This window comes from Aeromonas sp. S9(2024), assembly GCF_041403185.1.
In the GTDB taxonomy this organism is placed as follows: Bacteria; Pseudomonadota; Gammaproteobacteria; order Enterobacterales; family Aeromonadaceae; genus Aeromonas; species Aeromonas enteropelogenes.
Genome location: NZ_JBGLRE010000003.1, coordinates 338,708 through 358,794 on the forward strand (window position 1 = coordinate 338,708; position 20,087 = coordinate 358,794).

The following is a 20,087-nucleotide window of genomic DNA, read 5'->3' on the forward strand; positions in this document are numbered from 1 at the left end:
TCCTCAGGGCAGCAGGCTCTTGACGTCGATGGGTTTGGCCTCGTTCTCGGCATCCCCTTTCGGCTTGCCGTCGATGGCCATCCCGCTCATGCGATAGAAGTTGTAGTCCGGGTATTTGCCGGGGCCGCTGATCAGCAGGTCTTCCTTCTCGTACACCAGATCCTGGCGGCGATACTCCCCCATCTCGAAATCCGGCGTCAGCTGAATGGCGGTGGTGGGGCAGGCCTCCTCGCACAGGCCGCAGAAGATGCAGCGGGAGAAGTTGATGCGAAAGAACTCCGGATACCAGCGGCCATCTTCCCGCTCCGATTTTTGCAGCGAGATGCAGCCGACCGGGCAGGCCACGGCGCACAGGTTGCACGCCACGCAGCGCTCGTCGCCGTCCGGATCGCGGGTCAGCACGATGCGGCCGCGATAGCGGGGTGGGGCGTAAACCGCCTGCTCCGGGTAGTTCAGGGTTTCACGGGGCCGCCAGGCATGGGAGAAGACCATGGCCAGACTGCGTAACTGGGTGCCGACACCCTGGATAATGCTCACGATTTTCATACTTGTGTCTCACTGCACATTCATCAGCACCACGGCTGCGGTGACCAGCATGTTGATCAGGGTCAGTGGCAGGCACACCTTCCAGCCAAACGCCATCACCTGGTCAAAGCGCGGGCGGGGCAGGGAAGCCCGCAGCAGGATGAAGAGCACCATGAAGCAGGCGGTCTTCAGGGCAAACCAGATGAAGGGGGGCAACCAGGGTCCATGCCAGCCACCGAAGAAGAGGGTCACGATGAGGGCGGAGACCAGCACGATGCCGATGTACTCACCCACGAAGAACAGCCCCCACTTCATGCCCGCGTACTCGATGTGATAGCCGTCGGCGAGCTCCTGCTCCGCCTCCGGCTGATCGAACGGATGGCGGTGGGTGACGGCGACCCCGGCGAACAGGAAGGTGACAAAGCCCAGGAACTGGGGCACCACGTTCCACAGGCCCGCCTGGGCTTCGACGATCTCCCGTAGGTTGAAGCTGCCGCTCTGGATCACAATCCCCATCAAGGAGAGCCCGAGGAACACCTCGTAGGAGAGGGTCTGGGCCGAGGCACGCAGGCTGCCAAGCAAGGAGTATTTGTTGTTGCTCGACCAGCCGGCGAACAGCACCGCATAGACCGCCAGCCCCGCGATGGCCAGGATGTAGAGCAGACCCACGTTGAGATCCGCCACGCCCCAGGTGGGGGTGAGGGGCACCACGGCAAACGCCAGGATGAAGGAGGTGAAGGCGATGATGGGGGCCAGGATGAAGATCCGCCGATCGGCGAAGGGCGGGATCCAGTCCTCCTTGAAGAACATCTTCACCATGTCCGCCGCCAGCTGCAGCAGGCCGAAGGGGCCAACCCGGTTGGGGCCGTATCTGTCCTGCCACAGGGCCAGCAGGCGGCGCTCGATGAAGCTCATGAAGGCGCCGGCCCCCACGATCCCCACCAGCACGATCAGCGCCTTGCTCACCTCAATCAGCAGATCCATCAGCGATGCGCTCATGCGATCACCTCCTGCAGATTATCGAGCGTGGCCTGGGCGAGGGCGGTCGGCAGGCCGTTCACCCCAAGGGGCAGCCCCACCAAACCGGCTGCAAGTTGCTCGCTCAGGCGCAGGCGCAACTGCCAGTAGCTACCGCCCCAGGAGAGGGCCACCTGACTGCCCGCATGCAGGGCCAGGCGCGCCGCATCGGTCGGATTGAGCACCAGCTCGGGCTCGCTCATCCGGGCCTGGATGACAGGGCTGCGGGCCGAGAGCTCCTCGCCGCCAAACAGCTGGGCATAGTTCACCACCTGCAGGGCAGATTGTGCCGCGAACGGGGCCGGGATGGCCTCGAACCAGCCCAGGGTCACTTCATCCGGTTCAAGCAGGCGACGGCCGGGATCCCCGGCGCGCAGATGGCCGCCCACCTCGTCCTGAAACTTGTTCCAGGCCGACGGCGAGTTCCAGCCCGGGGCCCAGGCGAAGGGCACCTGGGGCAGGGGTTGGCGCGCGCCTGCGTACCCTTCCATGGAGAAGTTGAAGGGGGAGTCGGGATCCTGCGCCACCCGTGGCTCGCTCACGTTCTGATCCGCCAGCATGGAGGTGCGGCCGCTGTAGCGGTGCGGCTCGCGGGCCAGGCGCATGCCGCGAATGCGCAGGCCGGCGTTGGGGGCCGCCTCCAGCATGGTGGCCAGCAGCGGATTGGCGGCGGCGCAGGCCTGGCTTATCTGCTCATGGGTCTGCCATCGCAGCGGCTGGCGTTTGATCGCCCCTTGCAGGGCAGCCAGCCAGCGCCACCCTTCGCGCACCTGGATATCGGCGTCGTAGAAGGCGGGGGCGTAGACCTGGAAGAAACGCTGGGCGCGCCCCTCCATGTTCACCAAAGTGCCGTCCGCCTCGGCAAAGCTGGCGGCGGGCAGCACCAGATCTGCTTGCTGCGCGGTCGGGGTAAGCTGATGGTCCACCACCAGCAGGTGCTGGAGGCGCTTGAGCGCCCCGTCGACCCGGCTGCGGGGGGCGCGGCGATAGAGATCGTTCTCCAGGGTCACCAGCGCCAGCTGATCTTCGCGCTCGATACGCTCAAAGGCCGCCTCCAGCGGCTTGCCGGCATCGGCCAGCATGGCGAGCCCGAGGGAGTTGACCTCCTGCGCCACCAGGGCAAGCTCCACCGCCTGACCGCGACCCTTGAGGGCGCGGGCGATATTGCTGGCCGCCTCAATCAAGGCTTGCGAGCGGGCGCCGGAGCCTGCGATAACAAGCGGCCGTTTGGCGCTGCCCAGCAGTTCGGCCCAGCGGGTCGCGTGCGCCCGTTGCTCGGGGGCGAGATCGGCGGGAGCGGGGGCCGAGCCGTCAAGCAGGTTGGCGATGGCAAAGCCGAGGCGCGCCTGATCGGCCGGCGCCCCGTGCCAGGTCTCTGCGGCCACGTCGTCGAGACGGGTGGTGTCGAGACTGGTGATGAGCAGCGGATAGCGCTCGTTCTGGCCCAGGGTCTGCACCGCGGCAACTTGCCACAGATCGACTCTCATCTTGCGGGCCAGTTCACGGGCCTTGCCCTTGACCGCTTGGCGCAGGGCCAGAGCGATGCGGGCGGCAGTCTGGGTGACGTCTTCGCCGAGCACCAGGATGGCGTCGGCCTCTTCCATGTCACGCAGGCTCGGGGTGCGAATGCCGCCGTGCTGCAGGATGTGCAGCATCTTCAGCTGGCAGGCCCACTCCGCCTGTTCGACGCCGCTGTAGAAATTCTCGGCCCCCACCAGTTCGCGCAGAGCGAAGTTGCTCTCCAGCGACGCGCGGGGCGAACCGATGCCGATGACGCCGCTTGCGGTGCGCAGGGCATCGGCGGCGCGGTTGAGGGCGCCATCCACCGTGATGGCGAGCTTGTCGCTCCCCTCTTGCAGCAAGGGTTGGCGCGGCCGATCGGCCAGATTGACGTAGCCATAGCCAAAGCGGCCACGGTCACAGAGGAAGTAGTGGTTGAGGGCGCCGTGGAAACGGTTTTCGATGCGACGCAGCTCGCCGTAGCGCTCCCCCGGGCTGATGTTGCAGCCAACGGAACACTGCTGGCAGACGCTCGGGGCAAACTGCATGTCCCACTTGCGGTTGTAGCGCTCGGAGTGGGTCTTGTCGGTGAACACCCCGGTGGGGCACACCTCCACCAGGTTGCCGGAAAACTCGCTCTCCAGGGTGCCATCCTCGACCCGCCCGAAGTAGACGTTGTCGTGAGCGCCGTAGACGCCAAGATCCTCGCCGCCGGCGTAGTCCTTGTAGTAGCGCACGCAGCGGTAGCAGGCGATGCAGCGGTTCATCTCGTGGGCCACGAAGGGGCCCAGATCCTGGTTCTGGTGGGTGCGCTTGGTGAAGCGGTAGCGCCGGCTGTTGTGGCCCGTCATCACCGTCATGTCTTGCAGGTGGCAGGCGCCTCCCTCTTCGCACACCGGACAGTCGTGGGGGTGGTTGGTCATCAGCCACTCCACCACGCTCTTGCGAAACTCTTTAGCCTCTTCATCTTCGATGGCGATGTAGCTGCCGTCGCTCGCCGGGGTCATGCAGGACATGACCAGGCGGCCGCGCTTGTCATCGCTATTCTGGTACTGCTTGACCGCACACTGGCGGCAGGCGCCGACGCTGCCAAGCGCCGGGTGCCAGCAAAAATAGGGGACGTCGAGACCCAGCGACAGGCAGGCTTGCAGCAGGTTGTCCGCCCCGTCTACCTCGTACTCTTTTCCGTCAACATGAATGGTTGCCATACCTCTTCCCTGAAACCTGTTTGGTGAAATCTGTGGTGCGCTTACCAGCGCTCGCCCAAAAGATTGGGCTGGATCCCTTTGAGCGGCTTGCGATTGTAGCCGTGGCCCTTGATCCCGGCCTCGAATTCGGGGCGGAAATACTTGATGGCGCTGGCCAGCGGCTCGACGGCGCCGGGGGCGTGGGCACAGAAGGTCTTGCCGGGGCCGAGGAAGGTGCACAGCTGCTCCAGGGTCGCCAGATCGCCGGATTGCCCTTCGCCGCGTTCCAGCGCCCGCAACAGCTTGACGCTCCAGGGCAGGCCATCGCGGCACGGGGTGCACCAGCCGCAGGATTCGCGGGCGAAGAACTCCTCCATGTTGCGCAGCAAACTCACCATGTTGATGCTGTCATCCACCGCCATGGCGAGCCCGGTGCCCATCCGGGTGCCCACCTTACCGATGCCGGCGGTATACATCTGGGCATTCAGGTGCTCGGGCAGCAGGAAGCCGGTGCCGGCGCCCCCCGGTTGCCAGGCTTTGAGGCGATAGCCGCTCTTCATGCCCCCGGCGTACTCCTCGAACAGTTCGCGAGCGGTGATGCCAAAGGGCAGCTCCCAGACCCCCGGGTTGTTGACCTTGCCGGAAAAGCCCATCAGCTTGGTGCCGTGATCTTCCGAACCCGGCAGGGCCAATCCTTGATACCAGGGCACGCCGTTGCCTATGATGGCCGGCACGTTGCACAGGGTCTCGACGTTGTTGACGCAGGTGGGCTTGCCCCAGACGCCGGAGACGGCGGGGAAGGGGGGTTTGGCGCGCGGGTTGGCGCGGCGCCCTTCCAGGGAGTTGATAAGGGCCGTCTCTTCGCCGCAGATGTAGCGGCCGGCGCCGGTGTGGACAAACAGCTCGAAATCAAAGCCCGAGCCCAGGATGTTCTTGCCAAGGAGCCCCGCCGCCTTGGCTTCCTCGACGGCGCGACGCAGATGGATGGCGGCATCCACGTACTCGCCGCGCAGGAAGATGTAGCCGCGGTAGGCCTTGAGCGCCCGGGCCGAGATGATCATCCCCTCGATGAGCAGATGGGGCAGCTGCTCCATCAGCAGCCTGTCTTTCCAGGTGTTGGGTTCCATCTCGTCGGCGTTGCAGAGCAGGTAACGGATGTTCATGCTCTCGTCCTTGGGCATCAGGCCCCACTTCACCCCGGTGGGAAAGCCCGCGCCGCCGCGCCCCTTGAGGCCGGCATCCTTGACGGTGCTGACGATTTCATCCGGGCTCATCTGGCCGAGGGCTTTGCGGGCGGCCTGGTAGCCCTGCTTGGCCTGATACTCCTCCAGCCACACCGGCTGGCCGTCGTCGCGCAGGCGCCAGGTGAGCGGGTGGGTCTCGGGAGCGCGAGGGGTGCGGTTGGCGGTGCCAAAAGAGGCGAGGGTCTTGCGCTGATCAAGGCTCATGGGTAAGCCTCCAGAGTCTTGAGCAGGCTGACGGGATCGAGCCCGCCATAGGTGTCGTCGTCGATCATCAGCGCCGGCCCCTTGTCGCAGTTGCCAAGGCAGCAGACCGGCAGCAGGGTGAAGCGGCCATCGGCGCTGGTCTGGCCGGGAGAGAGGTTCATCACCTCCTTGAGACCGGCCAGCAACTGTTCGTGACCGTTGATGTAGCAGACCATGCTGTCGCAGACCCGGATGATGTGGCGCCCCACCGGCTGGCGGAAGATCTGGCTGTAGAAGGTGGCGACCCCCTCCACGTCGCTGGCGGGAATGCCAAGCTCGGCGGCGATGGCGTGAATGGCGCCGTCGGGGACCCAGCCGCGGGCCTGCTGCACAATCTTGAGTGCCTCTATGCTGGCGGCGCGGGGATCTTCGTAGTGGTGCTTCTCGTGTTCGATGGCATCGCGCTCCGCCTGGCTCAGGACGAAATCGCCCTGCTGGCTGCTGCTGCATGCCCCTTGCCCCTCTGGGGTCTGATTATGATGACACTGACATTGCTGGCTCATGACTTGACCTTTGGTGGCTTGTCCCTTTACTGCGCGTCTCGTCTGCCGCCCCCTTCGCGAAGGGGGCGACATGACTCAACGGTCCACATCCGACATAACGAAATCGATGCTGCCCAGGTAGACGATGAGATCCGATACCATGCTGCCCTTGATCACCGAGGGGATCTGTTGCAGGTGGGCAAAGCTCGGAGTGCGGATCCGGGTCCGGTAGCTCATGGTGGAGCCATCGCTGGTCAGGTAGTAGCTGTTGATCCCCTTGGTCGCCTCTATCATCTGCAGCGACTCGGCCGCCGGCATGACAGGGCCCCACGACACTTGCAGGAAGTGGGTGATCAGGGTCTCGATGTGCTGCAGGGTGCGCTCCTTGGGTGGCGGGGTAGTGAGCGGGTGATCCGCCTTGAAGGGCCCTTCCGGCATGTTCTTCATGCACTGCTCGATGATCGACATGCTTTGGCGGATCTCCTCGATGCGCACGGTGGCGCGGTCGTAGGCATCGCCATTGCTGCCCACCGGCACCTCGAAGTCGAACTGATCGTAGCCGGAATAGGGGCGCCATTTGCGCACGTCAAAGTTGAGGCCGGTGGCCCGCAGGCCAGCGCCAGTGGTGCCCCAGGCGAGCGCCTGTTCGGTGGTGTAGGCGGCGACCCCTATGGTGCGTCCGCGCAGTATGCTGTTGCGCATCGCCGCCTTCTCATACTCCATCAGCCGCTTGGGCAGCCAGCTCAGCAGGTTGTCCTGGATGAGGCGCTGCCACCCTTGGGGCAGATCGTGAGCCACGCCGCCGATGCGAAACCAGGCCGGGTGCATGCGCGCGCCCGTGATGGCCTCGATGATGGTGTAGATGCGCTGGCGGTCGGTGAAGGTGAAGAAGACCGGGGTCATGGCCCCCACGTCCTGGATATAGGTGCCGAGGAACAGCAGGTGGCTCTGGATACGAAACAGCTCCGCCATCATCACCCGGATCATGTCGACTCGTTGCGGCACCTTGATGCCGGCGAGCTTCTCGACCGCCAGCACGTAGGGGAGGTTGTTCATCACGCCCCCCAGGTACTCAACCCGGTCGGTGTAGGGGATGTAGCTGTGCCAGGACTGGCGCTCCCCCATCTTCTCGGCGCCGCGGTGGTGATAGCCGATGTCGGGCACGCAGTTGCGGATCTCCTCGCCATCGAGCTGCAGCACCAGGCGAAACGCGCCGTGGGCGGAGGGGTGGTTGGGGCCGAGGTTCAAGAACATGTAGTCCTCGTTCTCGTTGCCACGGGCCAGGCCCCACTCCTCGGGCTTGAACAGCAGGTTTTCCTGCTCCATGTCCTGCTTGGCGGCATCGAGCATGAAGGGATCGAATTCGGTGGCCCGCGCCGGGTAGTCCTTGCGCAGGGGGTGACCCTGCCAGCTTCTCGGCATCATGATCCGGGTCAGGTGGGGGTGACCGTCGAAGGTGATCCCCAGCAGATCCCACACCTCCCGCTCGTACCAGTTGGCGTTGGGGAACTGGCCGGTGATGGTGGGCAGGGTCAGATCGCTCTCCATCAGCGCCACCTTCAGCATCAGATCGCTGTTTCGCTCGATGGAGATGAGGTGATAGAAGACGGTGAAATCGCTTTGTGGCAACCCTTCCCGGTGGCTGCGCATCCGCTCGTCGGTGGCGCTCAAGTCAAACAGCATCACGAACGGGGAAGGAAGGGCGCGCAAGAAGCCCATCACGTCGAGCAAGAGCTCACGGGCGAGCCAGACCACGGGCACGCCGGTGCGGGTGGTTTGCAGCGTGAAATGGTCAGCGCCAAAGTGGGCGAACAGTTCGCCTATCACCCTGGCATCCTGATGATCGCTTGGCTGCCACTGGGCCATGGTGTAGTTGCTTGGAAACTCTCGGGTCAATTTCATGGTCAGATCTCATCCGGCGTGCGCAGGTTGGTCACATTGATCCGCTCGCCACGCTTGCGCTCTTTTTCGGCCTGCATCTGGGGGCGGTAGATCCCCTGATCGCCCACCACCCAGGAGAGTGGCCGGCGCTCCTTGCCGATGGACTCCTGCAGTAACATCAGGGCCTGCAGGAAGGCTTCGGGGCGGGGGGGGCAGCCCGGAATGTAGACGTCGACCGGCAGGAATTTGTCGACCCCCTGCACCACGGAGTAGATGTCGTACATGCCACCCGAGTTGGCACAGGCCCCCATGGAGATGACCCACTTGGGCTCGAGCAGCTGCTCGTAGAGACGCTGAATGACCGGCGCCATCTTGATGAAGGGGGTGCCGGCTATCACCATGAAATCGGCCTGACGGGGAGAGGCCCGGATCACTTCGGCGCCGAAGCGGGCCACGTCGTGGGGGGAGGTGAAGGCGGTACACATCTCCACATAGCAGCAGGAGATGCCGAAGTTGTAGGGCCACAGGGAGTTTTTGCGGCCCCAGTTGACCGTATCTTGCAGCACCTCCTCGAGACGCCCCATCATGATGCCGCGCGTCGCCTCTTGTGCCAGCGGGTCATCGACGGTCTGTCGCTGCTCTTGGGGATAGCGCTCGATGGGCGCATCCGGATCTATCCGGGTCAGGGTGTACTTCATGGTGCAACCTCAAGGAAAGGATCTGTGATTCAGTCAGTTTTCTTGTCGTTTAGTGGTGCCTTGCGCGGCGACCAGTCCAGCGCACCGATGCGCCAGAGATAGACCAGGCCGATGAGCAGCAAAACGATGAAAATGGTGGCCTCGATGAAGCCGACCCAGCCGGTTTCGCGCACCGACACCGACCAGGCAAACAGATAGAGCGCCTCGACATCGAAGATGACGAAGAACATGGCGACCAGATAGAACTTGGCGGAAAAACGCAGGCGGGCACTGCCGACCGAGTCGACACCGGATTCGAAGGGTTTGTTCTTGGTGCGGCCGTAGGCGCGCCCCCCCAGTACGGCGGCAAGGCCGATCATTCCCAGGCAGAGGCAGATGGCAGCAATGACATAAATGGCAAAAGCCCAGTGTTGGACAGCAATATCGGCAAACATAGAGGTTTTCCTTAACCAAACCATTCATGATACTTAACATTGATGTTACGTAGTATGACATTTCCGTACTGATTTACATGTCATTTTTGCCGCTTAATTATTAATCGACTGGTTGGATGTTAAATTTTGTTACGAAGTTCAATTTTTTGATGAAAAGGTAGCAAATGAAAATGGCGGGACAGGGCGTACGCCACTCAGCATCGATGAGTGTTTTAAATTGTGAAGTGGTGGTTACTGAAGTTGACAAGGGGCGATATGGAGGACTGGAAGGCTCGATCGGCATTCAGGAAAGTGACGCGGTTGATGCCTGTGTATTTATCAGGGTTTTATTAGAGGAAGGGATTCTTCTGCAGCCTTGCCTTGGGAGAGGGTGATCTCGACCCTGCGGTTCGCCTGGCGGTGGGCAGGGGTGTCATTGGGATAGCGTGGCTGGGTGTCGGCCACTCCTTGGGCGACGATGCGTCTGGCGTCCAGTTTAGGGTTGCCGATCAGGGTCTGGACGATGGCGGCTGCTCGCAGCACCGACAGTTCCCAGTTGTTGCGATAGAGCTCCACCGGCGCCTGGGAGTTGTCGGTGTGCCCCGTTACTACCACCCGCCCCGGGATACCGGTAAGGATGGTGCCAATCTTGTTGATCAGGGGGATAAACTGGGGTTGCAGGAAGGCAGAATCCGAGGGAAACAGCGCCTTCTCGCCGATGCGGATCACCAGCTGGCTGCCGAGCTGCTCAATTTCCAGATCCTTGGATTCGATCTGTGACTTGAGCTGCTGCTCAAGCTTCTGCTTGGTTGCCTGCACCCACTCCTGCTTCTTGGCCTTGTAGGGCCAGTCATTGGTAGGACTCGGTTGTTCAGAGGGGCCTATGGTTTCGTTGATGGGATCGGCGGCTGCGGCATGCTCAACTTTGTCCAGGATCGTCTCTTTTGGCGGCTCGCCGGGGGCTGTCTTCGAGTCGGGCTCTAGGATCCCGGTTCCTCCCTGCATCACGGGGGAGCCGGCCGGCGGCGAGATGAGACCTATCTTGCCCAATGACTCGATAAAGCCCTGGATCAGCACCCGGGTTTCCGACTGCTTGGCCATGGCGAAGGAGTAGAGCACCACGAACAGGGCAAACAGCAGGGTCATGAAGTCGGCATAGGAGACCAGCCAGCGTTCATGGTTCTCCGGTGCTTCAGCCTTTTTCTTTTTCGCCACCATGTGCTCCCAGATAAGGTTCGAGGGTCACCTGCAGGCGAGCCTGGGATTCGCCGTCCACGATGCAGAGGATGCCGGTCAGGGTCATCTCCTTGTAGTGGCGGATCTGATGGGCGAACGCCTTGTAGCGGTTGCCGAAGGGCAGGAAAATCAGGTTGGCGGCGGAGACCCCGTAGATGGTGGCGATAAAGGCCACCGCGATGGCGCCCCCCAGTTTGTCCGGCGCATCCAGCAGGCCCATGGCGTGAATAAGACCGAACACGGCGCCGACGATCCCCATGGTCGGGCAGTAGCCTCCCATGGCTTCGTAGAATTTGACGGTCTGTTCGAGATCTTCCTGTTCGAACTCGATCTCGTTTTCCAGCACCTCGTGGATCTTTGTCTTCTCGTAACCGTCCACCATCATCTGTACCCCTTTTCTCAAAAAGGGATCCTTGATCTCCTCGATCATCCCCTCGAGGGCCAGCATGCCGCTGCGTCTGGCATTGCCGGCCAGGTTCTCCAGTAACTGGGCCTGCTCATGCAGATCGAGCTTGAGAGGAGAGAGCAGCCATTTGAAGCGTTTCATCGTGCTGCCAACGACCGAGAAGGGGAATTGCGTCAATGCGGCGCCTATGGTACCGCCGATGACGATGAGAAACGCTGGCAGGTCGAGCAGCGCACTGGGGTGACCGCCTTCGATCATGTTGCCGCCAAGGATGGCGATCAGTGCCAGTACCAGGCCGATCAAACTCATCTGTTACCCGTCCATGAATGGTGATAGTGGCTAGTGTAGCTACTTAAGTGTCAGTTTTTCAAAACGATATCCAATCGGTGAACAAATAAATGAGCGATGGTGGCGGGGGCAATGAAGGGAAGAAAAAACGAGCCCGGATGTGACACAAGGGGCGCAACGCCAAGGAGAGAAAAAGGGGAGAAACAAAGAAGCCGCACAAGGCGCGAGCGCCCCTTGTGCGGCCATCCTGATCACTGGTTACTTGACCACTTCCAGTGCGGGGAAGGGGTATTTCCCTTCACGCACGTCCTTGCTCGGGCCGTACATCCTCATGATGATGTAGGCGTCTTTCTCCGGGATGGGCAGCCAGTTGGGGTTGTTGGCATCCCCCTTGGCGCTCAGCTCTATGGTGTACATGCCATCGGCATCGGGCTTGAGGGTCCGGTCGCCACGGCTGTGGCGGTTGATGGCATTGTGCGCCATCAGCTTGTTGTCGGTGGCGTAGACGGTGAAGGACCAGAACTGGCTCACGTCCGGTGCCTTGAAGCGCATACGGTATTTCTTGCCGTTGGCGCCGTTGATGTTCTGGCCGTCCGACCCTTTTACCGATTGCAGGTAGACGGACTCTTCCGGCGGCAGCCCCCACTGGCCGAGATAGGTGCCTTCGGCAAACAGGTCACGCTTGCCATTTTGCAACTCGGCGCGGGTGCCCAGCAGCTCGCCGGCGTTGGTCATCTTGGGCGCCAGTTCGGCCAGGTAAGCCATGCCGAGTTTCTCACCCGTCTTGGCCGCCGCCGTCTGCTCCTTGGTGAAATCCTGTTTGCAAGGAGCCAGTCCTATGGCCTTGTACTGATCCAGCCACTGTTTGTCGGCCGTGCCCATGTCCCCTTCGCACAAGACGAAGTTGACCCGCTGCAGCCAGTCGGTCTTGGCCGGATCAGGCCATTGATGCACCTTGGGTTTGGGGCCCGGCACGCCCAGGTATTGGGAGAGGGTCCGGATGTTCCACTGATCCATGTAGCCGAGCGCCACCTTCTCGTCTTCTTTGCCGGTCGCCATGATGCGACCCATCAGCTTGATCAGGTTGGAGTTGACGCGAATGACCTCGGTCACGCTGGCGGGCACTTCCCCCTGCCAGGTGTTGGAGGCAAACATGAAGCGACCGCCTTTCTCACCGCGCAGACGGGAGCCGATCATGGAAGTGGTGTAGTGGCCCATGTCCATGGTGTGCAGGATCCAGTAACGGCCCTTGTCCATGTCGGGCACGCTGACGATCACCGGCTCGGCACTGACATCCAGCCACCCTTGCAGATGCAGGGTGTCGTTGTTGATGGTCGGGTGAGAGGTATAGGTGTCGTCTGCGATGTGACGAATATTCTGGAATCGATTGAGGGGCGTATCGGTTTTTACTGCGGTTTCATAAAAAAACTTGTATGCCTCGTCCATTGAGTAGGCATAAATAAAGGCATCCTTCGCCATCTCGTCACTTATTTTTGCGTAGGCCGGCAATGCAGTCATCGCACACAACGAAACAGCCAAAACTGTTTTTCTAATCATGATGCTCTCCGTGTTGTAAAAACTCAGCCATCAAGAATGCTGATTTATCCCACGTGACATGAAGCGAACCATCTCACGCAAACAGCATTGCATGATTATGCTTGGGCGTCCATGCGTGAAATTCAGCCATCACAGGCAAATGATAAATTAGTCATCATCTATTCCTGTCATCAGGGGGGGTTGCCCGGAAAGGTGCTCGGCGTCATCATGCCGGGGCACACAATCAAACACCTGAAATGCTCATAGTTGCTGGTTGGAGGAGTCAGCCGCGCTGCTTCACCGGCATAGGCATGCTTTACCAGACTGGCTGATCAACTGCTGCGTGGGGTGTAGATACAATCAAATGGGGAGGAGGGTGATAATTATTTTCTAGGTGGCAATAAAACCCAAGAATTTCTTGACGACCTTATAGAGCTTATTAATGTTGTCAGGCTATGGAGTAAGACGGTTTATTTTATTTAAATTCGAGTCGACATCCTGAATAAAACCTATTTTTATAGCCTTGTTGTGGCCATTTTATGGTTTGCAACATTTCTGCGCCCAGTTTAATTGTCATCAACCTCTTTTGAGCCAATAACACTTATATATCGGTGGGTTTTGCGATCATCGGGGTTGTGTGACACCGGAGCCTTGGACGGCAAGGCTGTGGCTGGAGTATGGCTGTTGGAGTGAGGGAGAGATGATTCGCCACTGCGTGGCTCTCCCCTTCGGGGCGGCCTGCGGCCGTTCATCGCAGCTCGCTGCTCTGCTCGAACCCGACGAGGGTTCTCACCTTCCCTCTCGAAGGTCAGGGGGAGATACGAAAAAGGGCCCACCTAGATGGACCCTTTCGAATTTGACGCTGGGTCGGGATTGACTCGGGCCATCCCTGGCGCTCGCCCTGCGGGCGGCCTCTGGCCGTCCAAGCGGGCTATCTTGCCCGCCTGTCGAACAGGGTTCGAACCAAGCCGCCCATCATCGGATAAAGCAAAAGGCCCCGTCTTGCGACGGGGCCTTTTGCTTTATTTGGCGGTGAGGGAGGGATTCGAACCCTCGATACGTTGCCGTATACACACTTTCCAGGCGTGCTCCTTCAGCCACTCGGACACCTCACCAAATTTTGGTCTGTTCTTTAACGTGTTCAGCCAACACTGTGTTCGTCGCGCTGTTGCGCTGGAACGGGGCGTAATGTAGGGGAAAGGGCTGCCTCGGTCAACCACTTTTCCCCTTATTTTTCATAATCTTTATCGAACGCTTAACCCTTGAGCAGAATGCCGTTTTTTTACACCGGCTCAGGGCTTGTCCAGGATGATCAGGCTGTCAGGCAGCTCGTTCTGATCCCGGGTGGCGGGGAAGGCATCGCTCAGGATGGCGCTGGTGCGCTCGATGCACTCCAGAAAGCCCTGCTCGATCTCCTTGTTGCGCACCCGTGTTACGAAGTCATCGATGATCTCCTGCCACTGGACGTTGTCGATGTGCTGGGCGATGCCGTCATCCACCAGGATCTCCACGTAGTGCTCGGCGGCCGAGACGAAGATCAGCACGCCAAGCCGGTCGCGGGTGCGATGCAGTCCCTGTTCGACAAACTGCAGTCGTGCCATCAGGGCGGCCCGGTGCAGGCGCACCCGTTTGGGGATCAGCCGCATCTTGATGGGGGTCCAGTGAAACAGGAGGCTCAGCAGCAGCCAGACCGACCACTGTACCAGCAGGATCTCGTACCAGCCGAGCCAGAAGCCGAGCTGGAACACCAGCAGCGGGGTGAGCATGGCTAGCAGGGCCGCCCAGAGGGTGGGAATGTAGCGATATCCATCGCTGGCCGGGGCCAGCACGGTCACCAGTTCGGCGTCCGTGTCCTGCTCTGCCTGTCTGACCCTGGCCTGAAGCGTGTGATAAAACTGTTTGGAAATCATCTTGTCGTCTCTTAATCCCTGTTACCAACCACCGGAGGCACCACCGCCACCAAAACTGCCACCGCCACCGCTAAAGCCACCGCCACCGCCGCTAAAACCTCCGCCGGAGCGACCGCCAAAGGAGCCGGCCCCCAGTCCCCCGGCCAGGTAGGCCGAGCGGCGACGGCGGCCCGAGCCACCTCCGCCGCCACCTCCGCGCAGGTTATGGATCACGATCATCGCAATCACCATCAGAATGAACAGCCCGGGCCCCTTGCCGCTATCTTGCTGTTGGGTCTCTGCTGGCTGATAGTCACCGGCCAGCGCCAGCATGATGCCCTGACTGCCCGCCATGATGCCGGCCACCATGTCGCCCCGCTTGAAGGCGGGCAGGATCCGGGTCTGGATGATGTTGGCGGCGATGGCATCGGGCAGGGCCCCTTCCAGGCCGTAACCCACTTCGATCCGCACCTTGCGCTCATCCTGGGCGATCAGCAGCAGGACACCGTTGTCTTTTCCTTTCTGGCCGATGCCCCAGTGACGTCCCAGCTGGTAGCCGTACTCCTCGATGGTCTCCCCTTGCAAACTGTCGATGGAGACCACCACCAGCTGTACACCGCTGCGTTTTTCAAACGCGGCCAGTTGCTGGGTCAGCTGGTGGGCCTGCTTGCGGGACATCAGGCTCGCCTCGTCCACCACCCGCCCGCTCAGGGGCGGAAAGTCGGGAGCCGCCTGTAGCGCTGTGGTCCAGAGCAGCAGGCAGGGCAGCAGGATCCGCAGCATCATGGTCATTGGAAGCTCACCTTGGGCGCCTCATCGGCACCTGCCTTGGCGCTGAAGCTGGGTTTGGCTTCCAGATCCGAGTAGAGCAGCTTGTGCCAGATCACCCCGGGGAAGGTGCGGATCTCGGTGTTGAACTGGCGTACCGCCTCTATGTAGTCGCGGCGGGCCACCGAGATGCGGTTTTCGGTGCCTTCCAGCTGGGCCTGCAGGGTGAGGAACTGCTGATCCGCCTTGAGATCGGGATAACGCTCGACCACCACCATCAGGCGGGAGAGGGCGCTGGAGAGCTGGTTTTGCGCCGCCTCGAACTCCTTGAGCTGGGCCGGATCGCTCACCTGCAGGCTGCCAACCCGGGCACGGGCGTCGGTGACCGCCTTGAGGGTCTCCTGCTCATGGGTGGCATACCCCTTGACGGTAGCCACCAGGTTGGGGACCAGATCGGCGCGGCGCTGGTACTGGTTCTCCACCTGTCCCCAGCTCGCCTTGACCTGCTCATCCAGAGTCGGAATGGTATTCATGCCGCAACCGGTCAGACCCAGCAGCAGGGTCAGGGTCAGCAGGGACTGGGTGGCCCTGCGCCAGAGAGATAGGTTCATCTTGTTGTTCTCCATTGAAATGGCTGGCAAATATCGGTTCACCATAACAGCTTGGGGTCAGTGGCGACAATCCGCGACGACACGCTGGGGTGACTATCCGCGACTGCAGCGGGCGGGCAAGACCGGCATCTTGTTGATGCCGGATACCCTGGGCAGTTGCGGCTTGTCCTTGAGCCAGGAGGCGAGCTCCTCCCCGCAGCCATTGCCAGGGGGAATGGGGGGCTGGGGCTGGCAATCCGGGCTGGCGGCGGGGCAGCGCAGGCGCACATGGAAGTGGCTGAAATGGCCCACCCAGGGGCGCAGTTTGGCCACCCAGGGCTCGTGACCCGCCTGCTCACAGACGGCTGACTTGATCACCGGGTTGACGAAGATGCGCGCCACCTCGGGTTTGCTGGCGGCCAGGCGCAGCAGGGTGAGCTGCTGCGGGCCGAAGCGACCCGGCAACATCTTGTAACTGGGTTCGTCGATGAGCGCCCACTCCTTCGGGGCATCCTGCTCCCACTTGCTGATGGGGCGGTTGGCCATGCGAAACCAGATATCGGCATCGAGGCCGGTCTGGTGGCTGCGATGGCCCGAGGTAAAGGGGCCGCCATGGGCCATCGCCAGATCGGCGATATAGAGATCCGGCAGGCCAGCCATGCGGCTCTGGTTAGCCAGCGTCTGCAGGTAATGAATAAGGTCGGGGTGGCCGTAATAGCGCAGCCGCTTGGTACGGATCACCTGATAACCCGGCCCCTCCAGCGGCAGGGCCATGCCGTTTTTCAGGCAGCCGGCGGCATAACCGCCGATTGCCTCGGCGTGCAGGGCGGTAGCCAGTAACAGGGACGTCAGCATCTGTGTGCTCCTTGTCTTGCTTCGAGTCGGCTGAGGAGTGCGAACAGACTCAAACATATCAATAAATAGGCCGCCGCTACCAGCAGCCAGATCTCGTAAACCAGTCCGCTCGAGTTGGCCATCTCGGTGCCGACAAAGGTGAGCTCCTGCACCGAGATGAGGGAGACGATGGCGGTATCCTTCACCAGGGCGATGAGCTGGCCGGTGAGGGGCGGCAGCATCAGCATCAGGGCCTGGGGCAGGATCACCCGGCGCAGCCGCATCCAGGGGGAGAGGCCAAGGCTCTGGGCAGCCTCCCATTGCCCTGCGGGTACGGCAGCGAGACCGGCCCGTACTATCTCGGCGACGAAGGCGGCGCTGATCATCCCGACACACAGGGTACCGGAGATGAGATTCTCCCAGCGTGCCGGCGGGCCGAACAGCGCCTCCTGCCAGGGCGAGATGGCCGTGGTGCCGAGCCAGCGGGAGAGGCCGCTTGCCGGCAACAGCTGGCTGGCGATGAAAAAGTAGAAGATGAAGATAAACACCAGCGGCGGCAGGTTGCGGACAAGCTGGACAAACAGGGTGGCCGGCAGCACCAGCCAGGGGCGGCGGCTGAAGGTGGCAAGGCCGAGAGCGGTGCCGAGCAGCAGCGCCAGCAGCATGCCAAACAGGGCGATGCGCAAGGTGGTGAGCAGGCCGCTGAAAAAATAGGGTAGCTCACCGTGCGGGCCGCGGGTGAACAGCAGCTCGAAGGCCTGATGCCAGTGCCACTGGTAGGCTACCCCGATATGGACGCGGCTGGCGAGCCAGACCGCCGTCAGCAGCAGGAGCACGACAATCGCCCCATCCAGCCAGCCGACGTGGCGAATGGCCCCTCTTATCTTCGTCAGCATCAGGGGTTGGCGACCTGCGCTTCCCATACCAGCGACTTGAACCAGTAGTCATGGCGTGCTTTGAGCCAGCCATCGGCCTGGCGGGCGTCGATCCACTCGTTGAACTGCTCGGCCAGGGCCCCGTCCTCCTTGCGCAGGGCAAAGCCTTCGTTCCCCTGCGCCAGCGGGGTGACGAAGGGCATGAAGAGGGCATCGGGGTGGCGCAGTGCCTCCTGCTCCGGTTTGGGGGAGGAGGAGAGGGCGCCGTGGGCGCGGCCGTTCAGCACCTCCTGAAACACCTGGGACTCGTCATCGAACTGGCGCAGGGTGGCCTTGGGAAAGTTGACCTTGGCCACCTGTACTGGCGAGGCGCCACGGCGCACCGCCAGGATCACCCCGCGCTGGTTGAAGTCGGCCAGGGTTTTCTTTTCGCTTGCCATGGATGTTGAGGCGGCCAGCTGAACGCCGGAGTGGGAGTAAGGGTGGGTGAAGCGCACGCTCTTCTCCCGCTCGGGGGTGATGGTGAGGCCGCCGATGATGACGTCATATTTTTTTGCCAGCAGGGAGGGGATGATGCCATCCCAGGCGGTGGGGACGAACTCCACCTGCCAGCCGTGGTCGGTGGCGAGGCGACGGGCCACGTCAATCTCGAAACCGATCAGGGCCCCCTGTTTGTCCCGCATCGCCCAGGGGGCGAAGGTGGACATGCCGACCCTCAGGGTGCCGCTTTGCTCGATCTGGGCCTGGGTGGCGGAGGGCTGGGTGTCGGCCTGGGCGGGGGCAAACAGAGTGGTGGTCAGCAGCAGGGCTGCGCCCGACAGGGCGGTTTTGATGAATGATGTCATGGTTAACGTCCTTGTTGGTCCGGAGCAAGATGACGGGCCAGAGCCCGCGAACAGGCTGACAGGGTCAGCGTCAACAGCAGGTAGAGGGCGGCCACGGTGAACCACACCTCGAAGGTGAGAAAGGTGTCGGCTACCAGGGTGCGCCCCTCGTTGGTGAGATCGAAGATGGCGATGACGCTCACCAGAGCCGAGTGTTTGATGAGCGACACCAGCTCGTTGGTCAGCGGCGGCAATATGATGGTCATGAGCTGTGGCAGGATCACCTTGCGCAGGGTCACGGCTCTGGGCAGGCCGAGGGCGTGCGCGGCCTCCCACTGCCCCCTGGGTATGGCCAGCACGCCTGCTCGCAACACCTCGGCAGTAAAGGCGCCCTGATAGAGGGAGAGGCTTAGCACGGCGCAGGCCAGCGGCGCCAGCCCCAGCATGGGACCCAGCAGGAAGTAGAGAATATAGAGTTGCACCAATTGCGGCGTGGTGCGCACCAGCGCGAGATAGGCGAGGGCGAGCCAGGGGCCCAGGCGCGAGGGGAGCAGGCGCAGGCTCGCCACGCAAAGACCGACGACCAGGGTACCCACCAGGCTGAGCAGGGCTACTTGCAGGGTGACCAGCAGACCATTTAGCAGCGGGCCGGCATAGAATTCTCCCTCATCCCACTCCCCGAGAAATGGCAATACCCGCGGCCATTGCCACTCATAGCCCATCTGGCGGGCACCACTGTAGAGGGCCCAGCCAAGCAGCAGGAGCAGGACCAGGGTGCCGAGCAGCCAGCCGAGCGGGGAGAGGCGGCGTGCGCTAGCCATGGTAGCTCAGCACCTGTTCGAGAAAGGCCCGGGTGCGCGGGTGGGAGGGGGCGCCAAAGAGCTGCGCCGGCGGGGCAGACTCGATGATCCTGCCCTCGTCCATGAAGAGCACCCGATCCGCCACCTGGCGGGCAAAGCCCATCTCGTGGGTGACGCAAACCAACGTCATCCCCTCGTCCGCCAGCTCGCGGATCACATCCAGTACCTCGCGGATCATCTCGGGGTCGAGGGCCGAAGTGGGTTCGTCAAACAGCATCAGCTCGGGCTGCATGCAGAGGGAACGGGCAATGGCTACCCTCTGCTGCTGGCCGCCCGAGAGCTGGTGGGGATACTTGTCGGCCTGGGCCTGGATGCGCACCCGCTCCAGCAGCGTCAGGGCCCGCGCCTTGGCCTCGGCCGGGCGCAGCCCCAGGGTGTGCACCGGCGCCACCATCAGGTTTTCCAGCACCGTCATGTGGGGAAAGAGGTTGAACTGCTGGAACACCATGCCGACCCGTCCTTGCAGCCGGCGCAGATAGGCGGGGGTAACGGGCTCGCCAAACAGGAACAGCTGGCCGCCGTCGATCCCCTCCAGGCCGTTGATGGTGCGGATCAGGGTGGATTTTCCAGAGCCAGACGGGCCGCAGATCACCCACTTCTCACCCCGCTCTATGGTGAGATCGATCTGGTGGAGAGCCTGAAAATCGCCATAGCGTTTGTTGACGCCACAAAAACGGACGCAAGGGGGCGTGCTGGTCAATGAATCGGTTCCATTGAGAGTCGTTGATGCCATGGTATTGATTTTGTGGGGACATGACAAAGAAAACCCCCTTGTCAGCACCCTGATGGCT

At 62.0% G+C, this 20,087-nt stretch carries 19 protein-coding genes, 1 tRNA gene and 1 other RNA gene; all 21 read right to left on the reverse strand.

What is annotated here, in order from left to right; all coding sequences use genetic code 11:
* Positions 1-3: 3 nt before the first annotated feature.
* The 21 genes from nuoI to ACB028_RS07855 all read right to left on the reverse strand — a co-directional run bounded on the left by nuoI (position 4) and on the right by ACB028_RS07855 (position 20,029).
* Positions 4-546: an NADH-quinone oxidoreductase subunit NuoI gene (gene nuoI / locus ACB028_RS07755; RefSeq protein WP_026458087.1), complete on the reverse strand. Its 543-nt coding sequence runs from the start codon at positions 544-546 to the stop codon at positions 4-6.
* A gap of 9 nt (positions 547-555) precedes the next feature.
* Positions 556-1,524, reverse strand: a complete 969-nt coding sequence (gene nuoH / locus ACB028_RS07760) for an NADH-quinone oxidoreductase subunit NuoH (protein WP_371143923.1) — start codon at positions 1,522-1,524, stop codon at positions 556-558.
* A complete protein-coding gene (nuoG, locus tag ACB028_RS07765; RefSeq protein ID WP_371143924.1) occupies positions 1,521-4,250 on the reverse strand; it encodes an NADH-quinone oxidoreductase subunit NuoG in 2,730 nt (909 codons plus the stop codon). The genes nuoH and nuoG overlap by 4 nt, the downstream gene beginning before the upstream one ends.
* A 41-nt stretch (positions 4,251-4,291) precedes the next feature.
* The gene (gene nuoF / locus ACB028_RS07770) at positions 4,292-5,677 is read right to left on the reverse strand and encodes an NADH-quinone oxidoreductase subunit NuoF (protein WP_371143925.1); all 1,386 of its coding nucleotides are present in this window, start codon (positions 5,675-5,677) and stop codon (positions 4,292-4,294) included.
* The gene (nuoE, locus tag ACB028_RS07775) at positions 5,674-6,219 is read right to left on the reverse strand and encodes an NADH-quinone oxidoreductase subunit NuoE (RefSeq protein ID WP_371143926.1); all 546 of its coding nucleotides are present in this window, start codon (positions 6,217-6,219) and stop codon (positions 5,674-5,676) included. Before nuoE ends, nuoF begins: the two co-directional genes overlap by 4 nt.
* A 75-nt stretch (positions 6,220-6,294) precedes the next feature.
* Complete coding sequence (gene nuoC, locus ACB028_RS07780) at positions 6,295-8,100, reverse strand: NADH-quinone oxidoreductase subunit C/D (RefSeq protein WP_026457427.1); 1,806 nt, start codon at positions 8,098-8,100, stop codon at positions 6,295-6,297.
* Between the two features lie 2 nt (positions 8,101-8,102).
* Positions 8,103-8,777 carry an NADH-quinone oxidoreductase subunit B family protein gene (locus ACB028_RS07785; RefSeq protein ID WP_026457426.1) on the reverse strand — a complete coding sequence of 225 codons (675 nt, stop codon included), beginning with the start codon at positions 8,775-8,777 and terminating at the stop codon, positions 8,103-8,105.
* A gap of 29 nt (positions 8,778-8,806) precedes the next feature.
* The gene (locus ACB028_RS07790) at positions 8,807-9,211 is read right to left on the reverse strand and encodes an NADH-quinone oxidoreductase subunit A (RefSeq protein WP_042026521.1); all 405 of its coding nucleotides are present in this window, start codon (positions 9,209-9,211) and stop codon (positions 8,807-8,809) included.
* 318 nt (positions 9,212-9,529) lie between these two features.
* The gene (locus tag ACB028_RS07795) at positions 9,530-10,408 is read right to left on the reverse strand and encodes a flagellar motor protein MotB (RefSeq protein WP_371143927.1); all 879 of its coding nucleotides are present in this window, start codon (positions 10,406-10,408) and stop codon (positions 9,530-9,532) included.
* Positions 10,383-11,141: a flagellar motor protein gene (locus tag ACB028_RS07800; RefSeq protein ID WP_042026519.1), complete on the reverse strand. Its 759-nt coding sequence runs from the start codon at positions 11,139-11,141 to the stop codon at positions 10,383-10,385. The genes ACB028_RS07795 and ACB028_RS07800 overlap by 26 nt, the downstream gene beginning before the upstream one ends.
* 237 nt (positions 11,142-11,378) lie before the next feature.
* Complete coding sequence (locus tag ACB028_RS07805) at positions 11,379-12,638, reverse strand: DUF1254 domain-containing protein (protein WP_371143928.1); 1,260 nt, start codon at positions 12,636-12,638, stop codon at positions 11,379-11,381.
* Between the two features lie 702 nt (positions 12,639-13,340).
* A non-coding RNA gene (locus tag ACB028_RS07810) (RtT sRNA) lies at positions 13,341-13,469 on the reverse strand.
* A gap of 214 nt (positions 13,470-13,683) precedes the next feature.
* Positions 13,684-13,771, reverse strand: a tRNA-Ser gene (locus ACB028_RS07815).
* Between the two features lie 177 nt (positions 13,772-13,948).
* Positions 13,949-14,566: a TPM domain-containing protein gene (locus ACB028_RS07820; RefSeq protein ID WP_371143929.1), complete on the reverse strand. Its 618-nt coding sequence runs from the start codon at positions 14,564-14,566 to the stop codon at positions 13,949-13,951.
* 21 nt (positions 14,567-14,587) lie between these two features.
* Complete coding sequence (locus ACB028_RS07825; RefSeq protein WP_342016689.1) at positions 14,588-15,337, reverse strand: TPM domain-containing protein; 750 nt, start codon at positions 15,335-15,337, stop codon at positions 14,588-14,590.
* Positions 15,334-15,939 carry a LemA family protein gene (locus tag ACB028_RS07830; protein WP_371144008.1) on the reverse strand — a complete coding sequence of 202 codons (606 nt, stop codon included), beginning with the start codon at positions 15,937-15,939 and terminating at the stop codon, positions 15,334-15,336. The genes ACB028_RS07825 and ACB028_RS07830 overlap by 4 nt, the downstream gene beginning before the upstream one ends.
* 78 nt (positions 15,940-16,017) lie before the next feature.
* Positions 16,018-16,758, reverse strand: coding sequence for a penicillin-insensitive murein endopeptidase (gene mepA, locus ACB028_RS07835; RefSeq protein WP_042026567.1), 741 nt, complete (start codon positions 16,756-16,758; stop codon positions 16,018-16,020).
* Complete coding sequence (locus tag ACB028_RS07840; protein ID WP_371143930.1) at positions 16,752-17,660, reverse strand: amino acid ABC transporter permease; 909 nt, start codon at positions 17,658-17,660, stop codon at positions 16,752-16,754. The genes mepA and ACB028_RS07840 overlap by 7 nt, the downstream gene beginning before the upstream one ends.
* A complete protein-coding gene (locus tag ACB028_RS07845) occupies positions 17,633-18,457 on the reverse strand; it encodes a transporter substrate-binding domain-containing protein (RefSeq protein ID WP_371143931.1) in 825 nt (274 codons plus the stop codon). The genes ACB028_RS07840 and ACB028_RS07845 overlap by 28 nt, the downstream gene beginning before the upstream one ends.
* A 2-nt stretch (positions 18,458-18,459) precedes the next feature.
* The gene (locus ACB028_RS07850) at positions 18,460-19,257 is read right to left on the reverse strand and encodes an amino acid ABC transporter permease (RefSeq protein WP_371143932.1); all 798 of its coding nucleotides are present in this window, start codon (positions 19,255-19,257) and stop codon (positions 18,460-18,462) included.
* The gene (locus tag ACB028_RS07855) at positions 19,250-20,029 is read right to left on the reverse strand and encodes an amino acid ABC transporter ATP-binding protein (RefSeq protein WP_371143933.1); all 780 of its coding nucleotides are present in this window, start codon (positions 20,027-20,029) and stop codon (positions 19,250-19,252) included. The genes ACB028_RS07850 and ACB028_RS07855 overlap by 8 nt, the downstream gene beginning before the upstream one ends.
* Positions 20,030-20,087 lie beyond the last annotated feature (58 nt).

Bases quoted from the DNA above. Each gene is read 5' to 3' on its own strand.
- ACB028_RS07795 (WP_371143927.1), bottom strand. From the start codon at position 10,408: ATGGTGGCGAAAAAGAAAAAGGCTGAAGCACCGGAGAACCATGAACGC.
- nuoE (WP_371143926.1), bottom strand. From the start codon at position 6,219: ATGAGCCAGCAATGTCAGTGTCATCATAATCAGACCCCAGAGGGGCAA.
- nuoC (WP_026457427.1), bottom strand. From the start codon at position 8,100: ATGAAATTGACCCGAGAGTTTCCAAGCAACTACACCATGGCCCAGTGG.
- nuoG (WP_371143924.1), bottom strand. From the start codon at position 4,250: ATGGCAACCATTCATGTTGACGGAAAAGAGTACGAGGTAGACGGGGCG.
- nuoH (WP_371143923.1), bottom strand. From the start codon at position 1,524: ATGAGCGCATCGCTGATGGATCTGCTGATTGAGGTGAGCAAGGCGCTG.
- ACB028_RS07800 (WP_042026519.1), bottom strand. From the start codon at position 11,141: ATGAGTTTGATCGGCCTGGTACTGGCACTGATCGCCATCCTTGGCGGC.
- ACB028_RS07855 (WP_371143933.1), bottom strand. From the start codon at position 20,029: ATGGCATCAACGACTCTCAATGGAACCGATTCATTGACCAGCACGCCC.
- ACB028_RS07785 (WP_026457426.1), bottom strand. From the start codon at position 8,777: ATGAAGTACACCCTGACCCGGATAGATCCGGATGCGCCCATCGAGCGC.
- nuoF (WP_371143925.1), bottom strand. From the start codon at position 5,677: ATGAGCCTTGATCAGCGCAAGACCCTCGCCTCTTTTGGCACCGCCAAC.
- ACB028_RS07825 (WP_342016689.1), bottom strand. From the start codon at position 15,337: ATGACCATGATGCTGCGGATCCTGCTGCCCTGCCTGCTGCTCTGGACC.
- ACB028_RS07820 (WP_371143929.1), bottom strand. From the start codon at position 14,566: ATGATTTCCAAACAGTTTTATCACACGCTTCAGGCCAGGGTCAGACAG.
- ACB028_RS07850 (WP_371143932.1), bottom strand. From the start codon at position 19,257: ATGGCTAGCGCACGCCGCCTCTCCCCGCTCGGCTGGCTGCTCGGCACC.
- ACB028_RS07805 (WP_371143928.1), bottom strand. From the start codon at position 12,638: ATGACTGCATTGCCGGCCTACGCAAAAATAAGTGACGAGATGGCGAAG.
- nuoI (WP_026458087.1), bottom strand. From the start codon at position 546: ATGAAAATCGTGAGCATTATCCAGGGTGTCGGCACCCAGTTACGCAGT.
- ACB028_RS07790 (WP_042026521.1), bottom strand. From the start codon at position 9,211: ATGTTTGCCGATATTGCTGTCCAACACTGGGCTTTTGCCATTTATGTC.
- ACB028_RS07830 (WP_371144008.1), bottom strand. From the start codon at position 15,939: ATGGAGAACAACAAGATGAACCTATCTCTCTGGCGCAGGGCCACCCAG.
- mepA (WP_042026567.1), bottom strand. From the start codon at position 16,758: ATGCTGACGTCCCTGTTACTGGCTACCGCCCTGCACGCCGAGGCAATC.
- ACB028_RS07845 (WP_371143931.1), bottom strand. From the start codon at position 18,457: ATGACATCATTCATCAAAACCGCCCTGTCGGGCGCAGCCCTGCTGCTG.
- ACB028_RS07840 (WP_371143930.1), bottom strand. From the start codon at position 17,660: ATGGGAAGCGCAGGTCGCCAACCCCTGATGCTGACGAAGATAAGAGGG.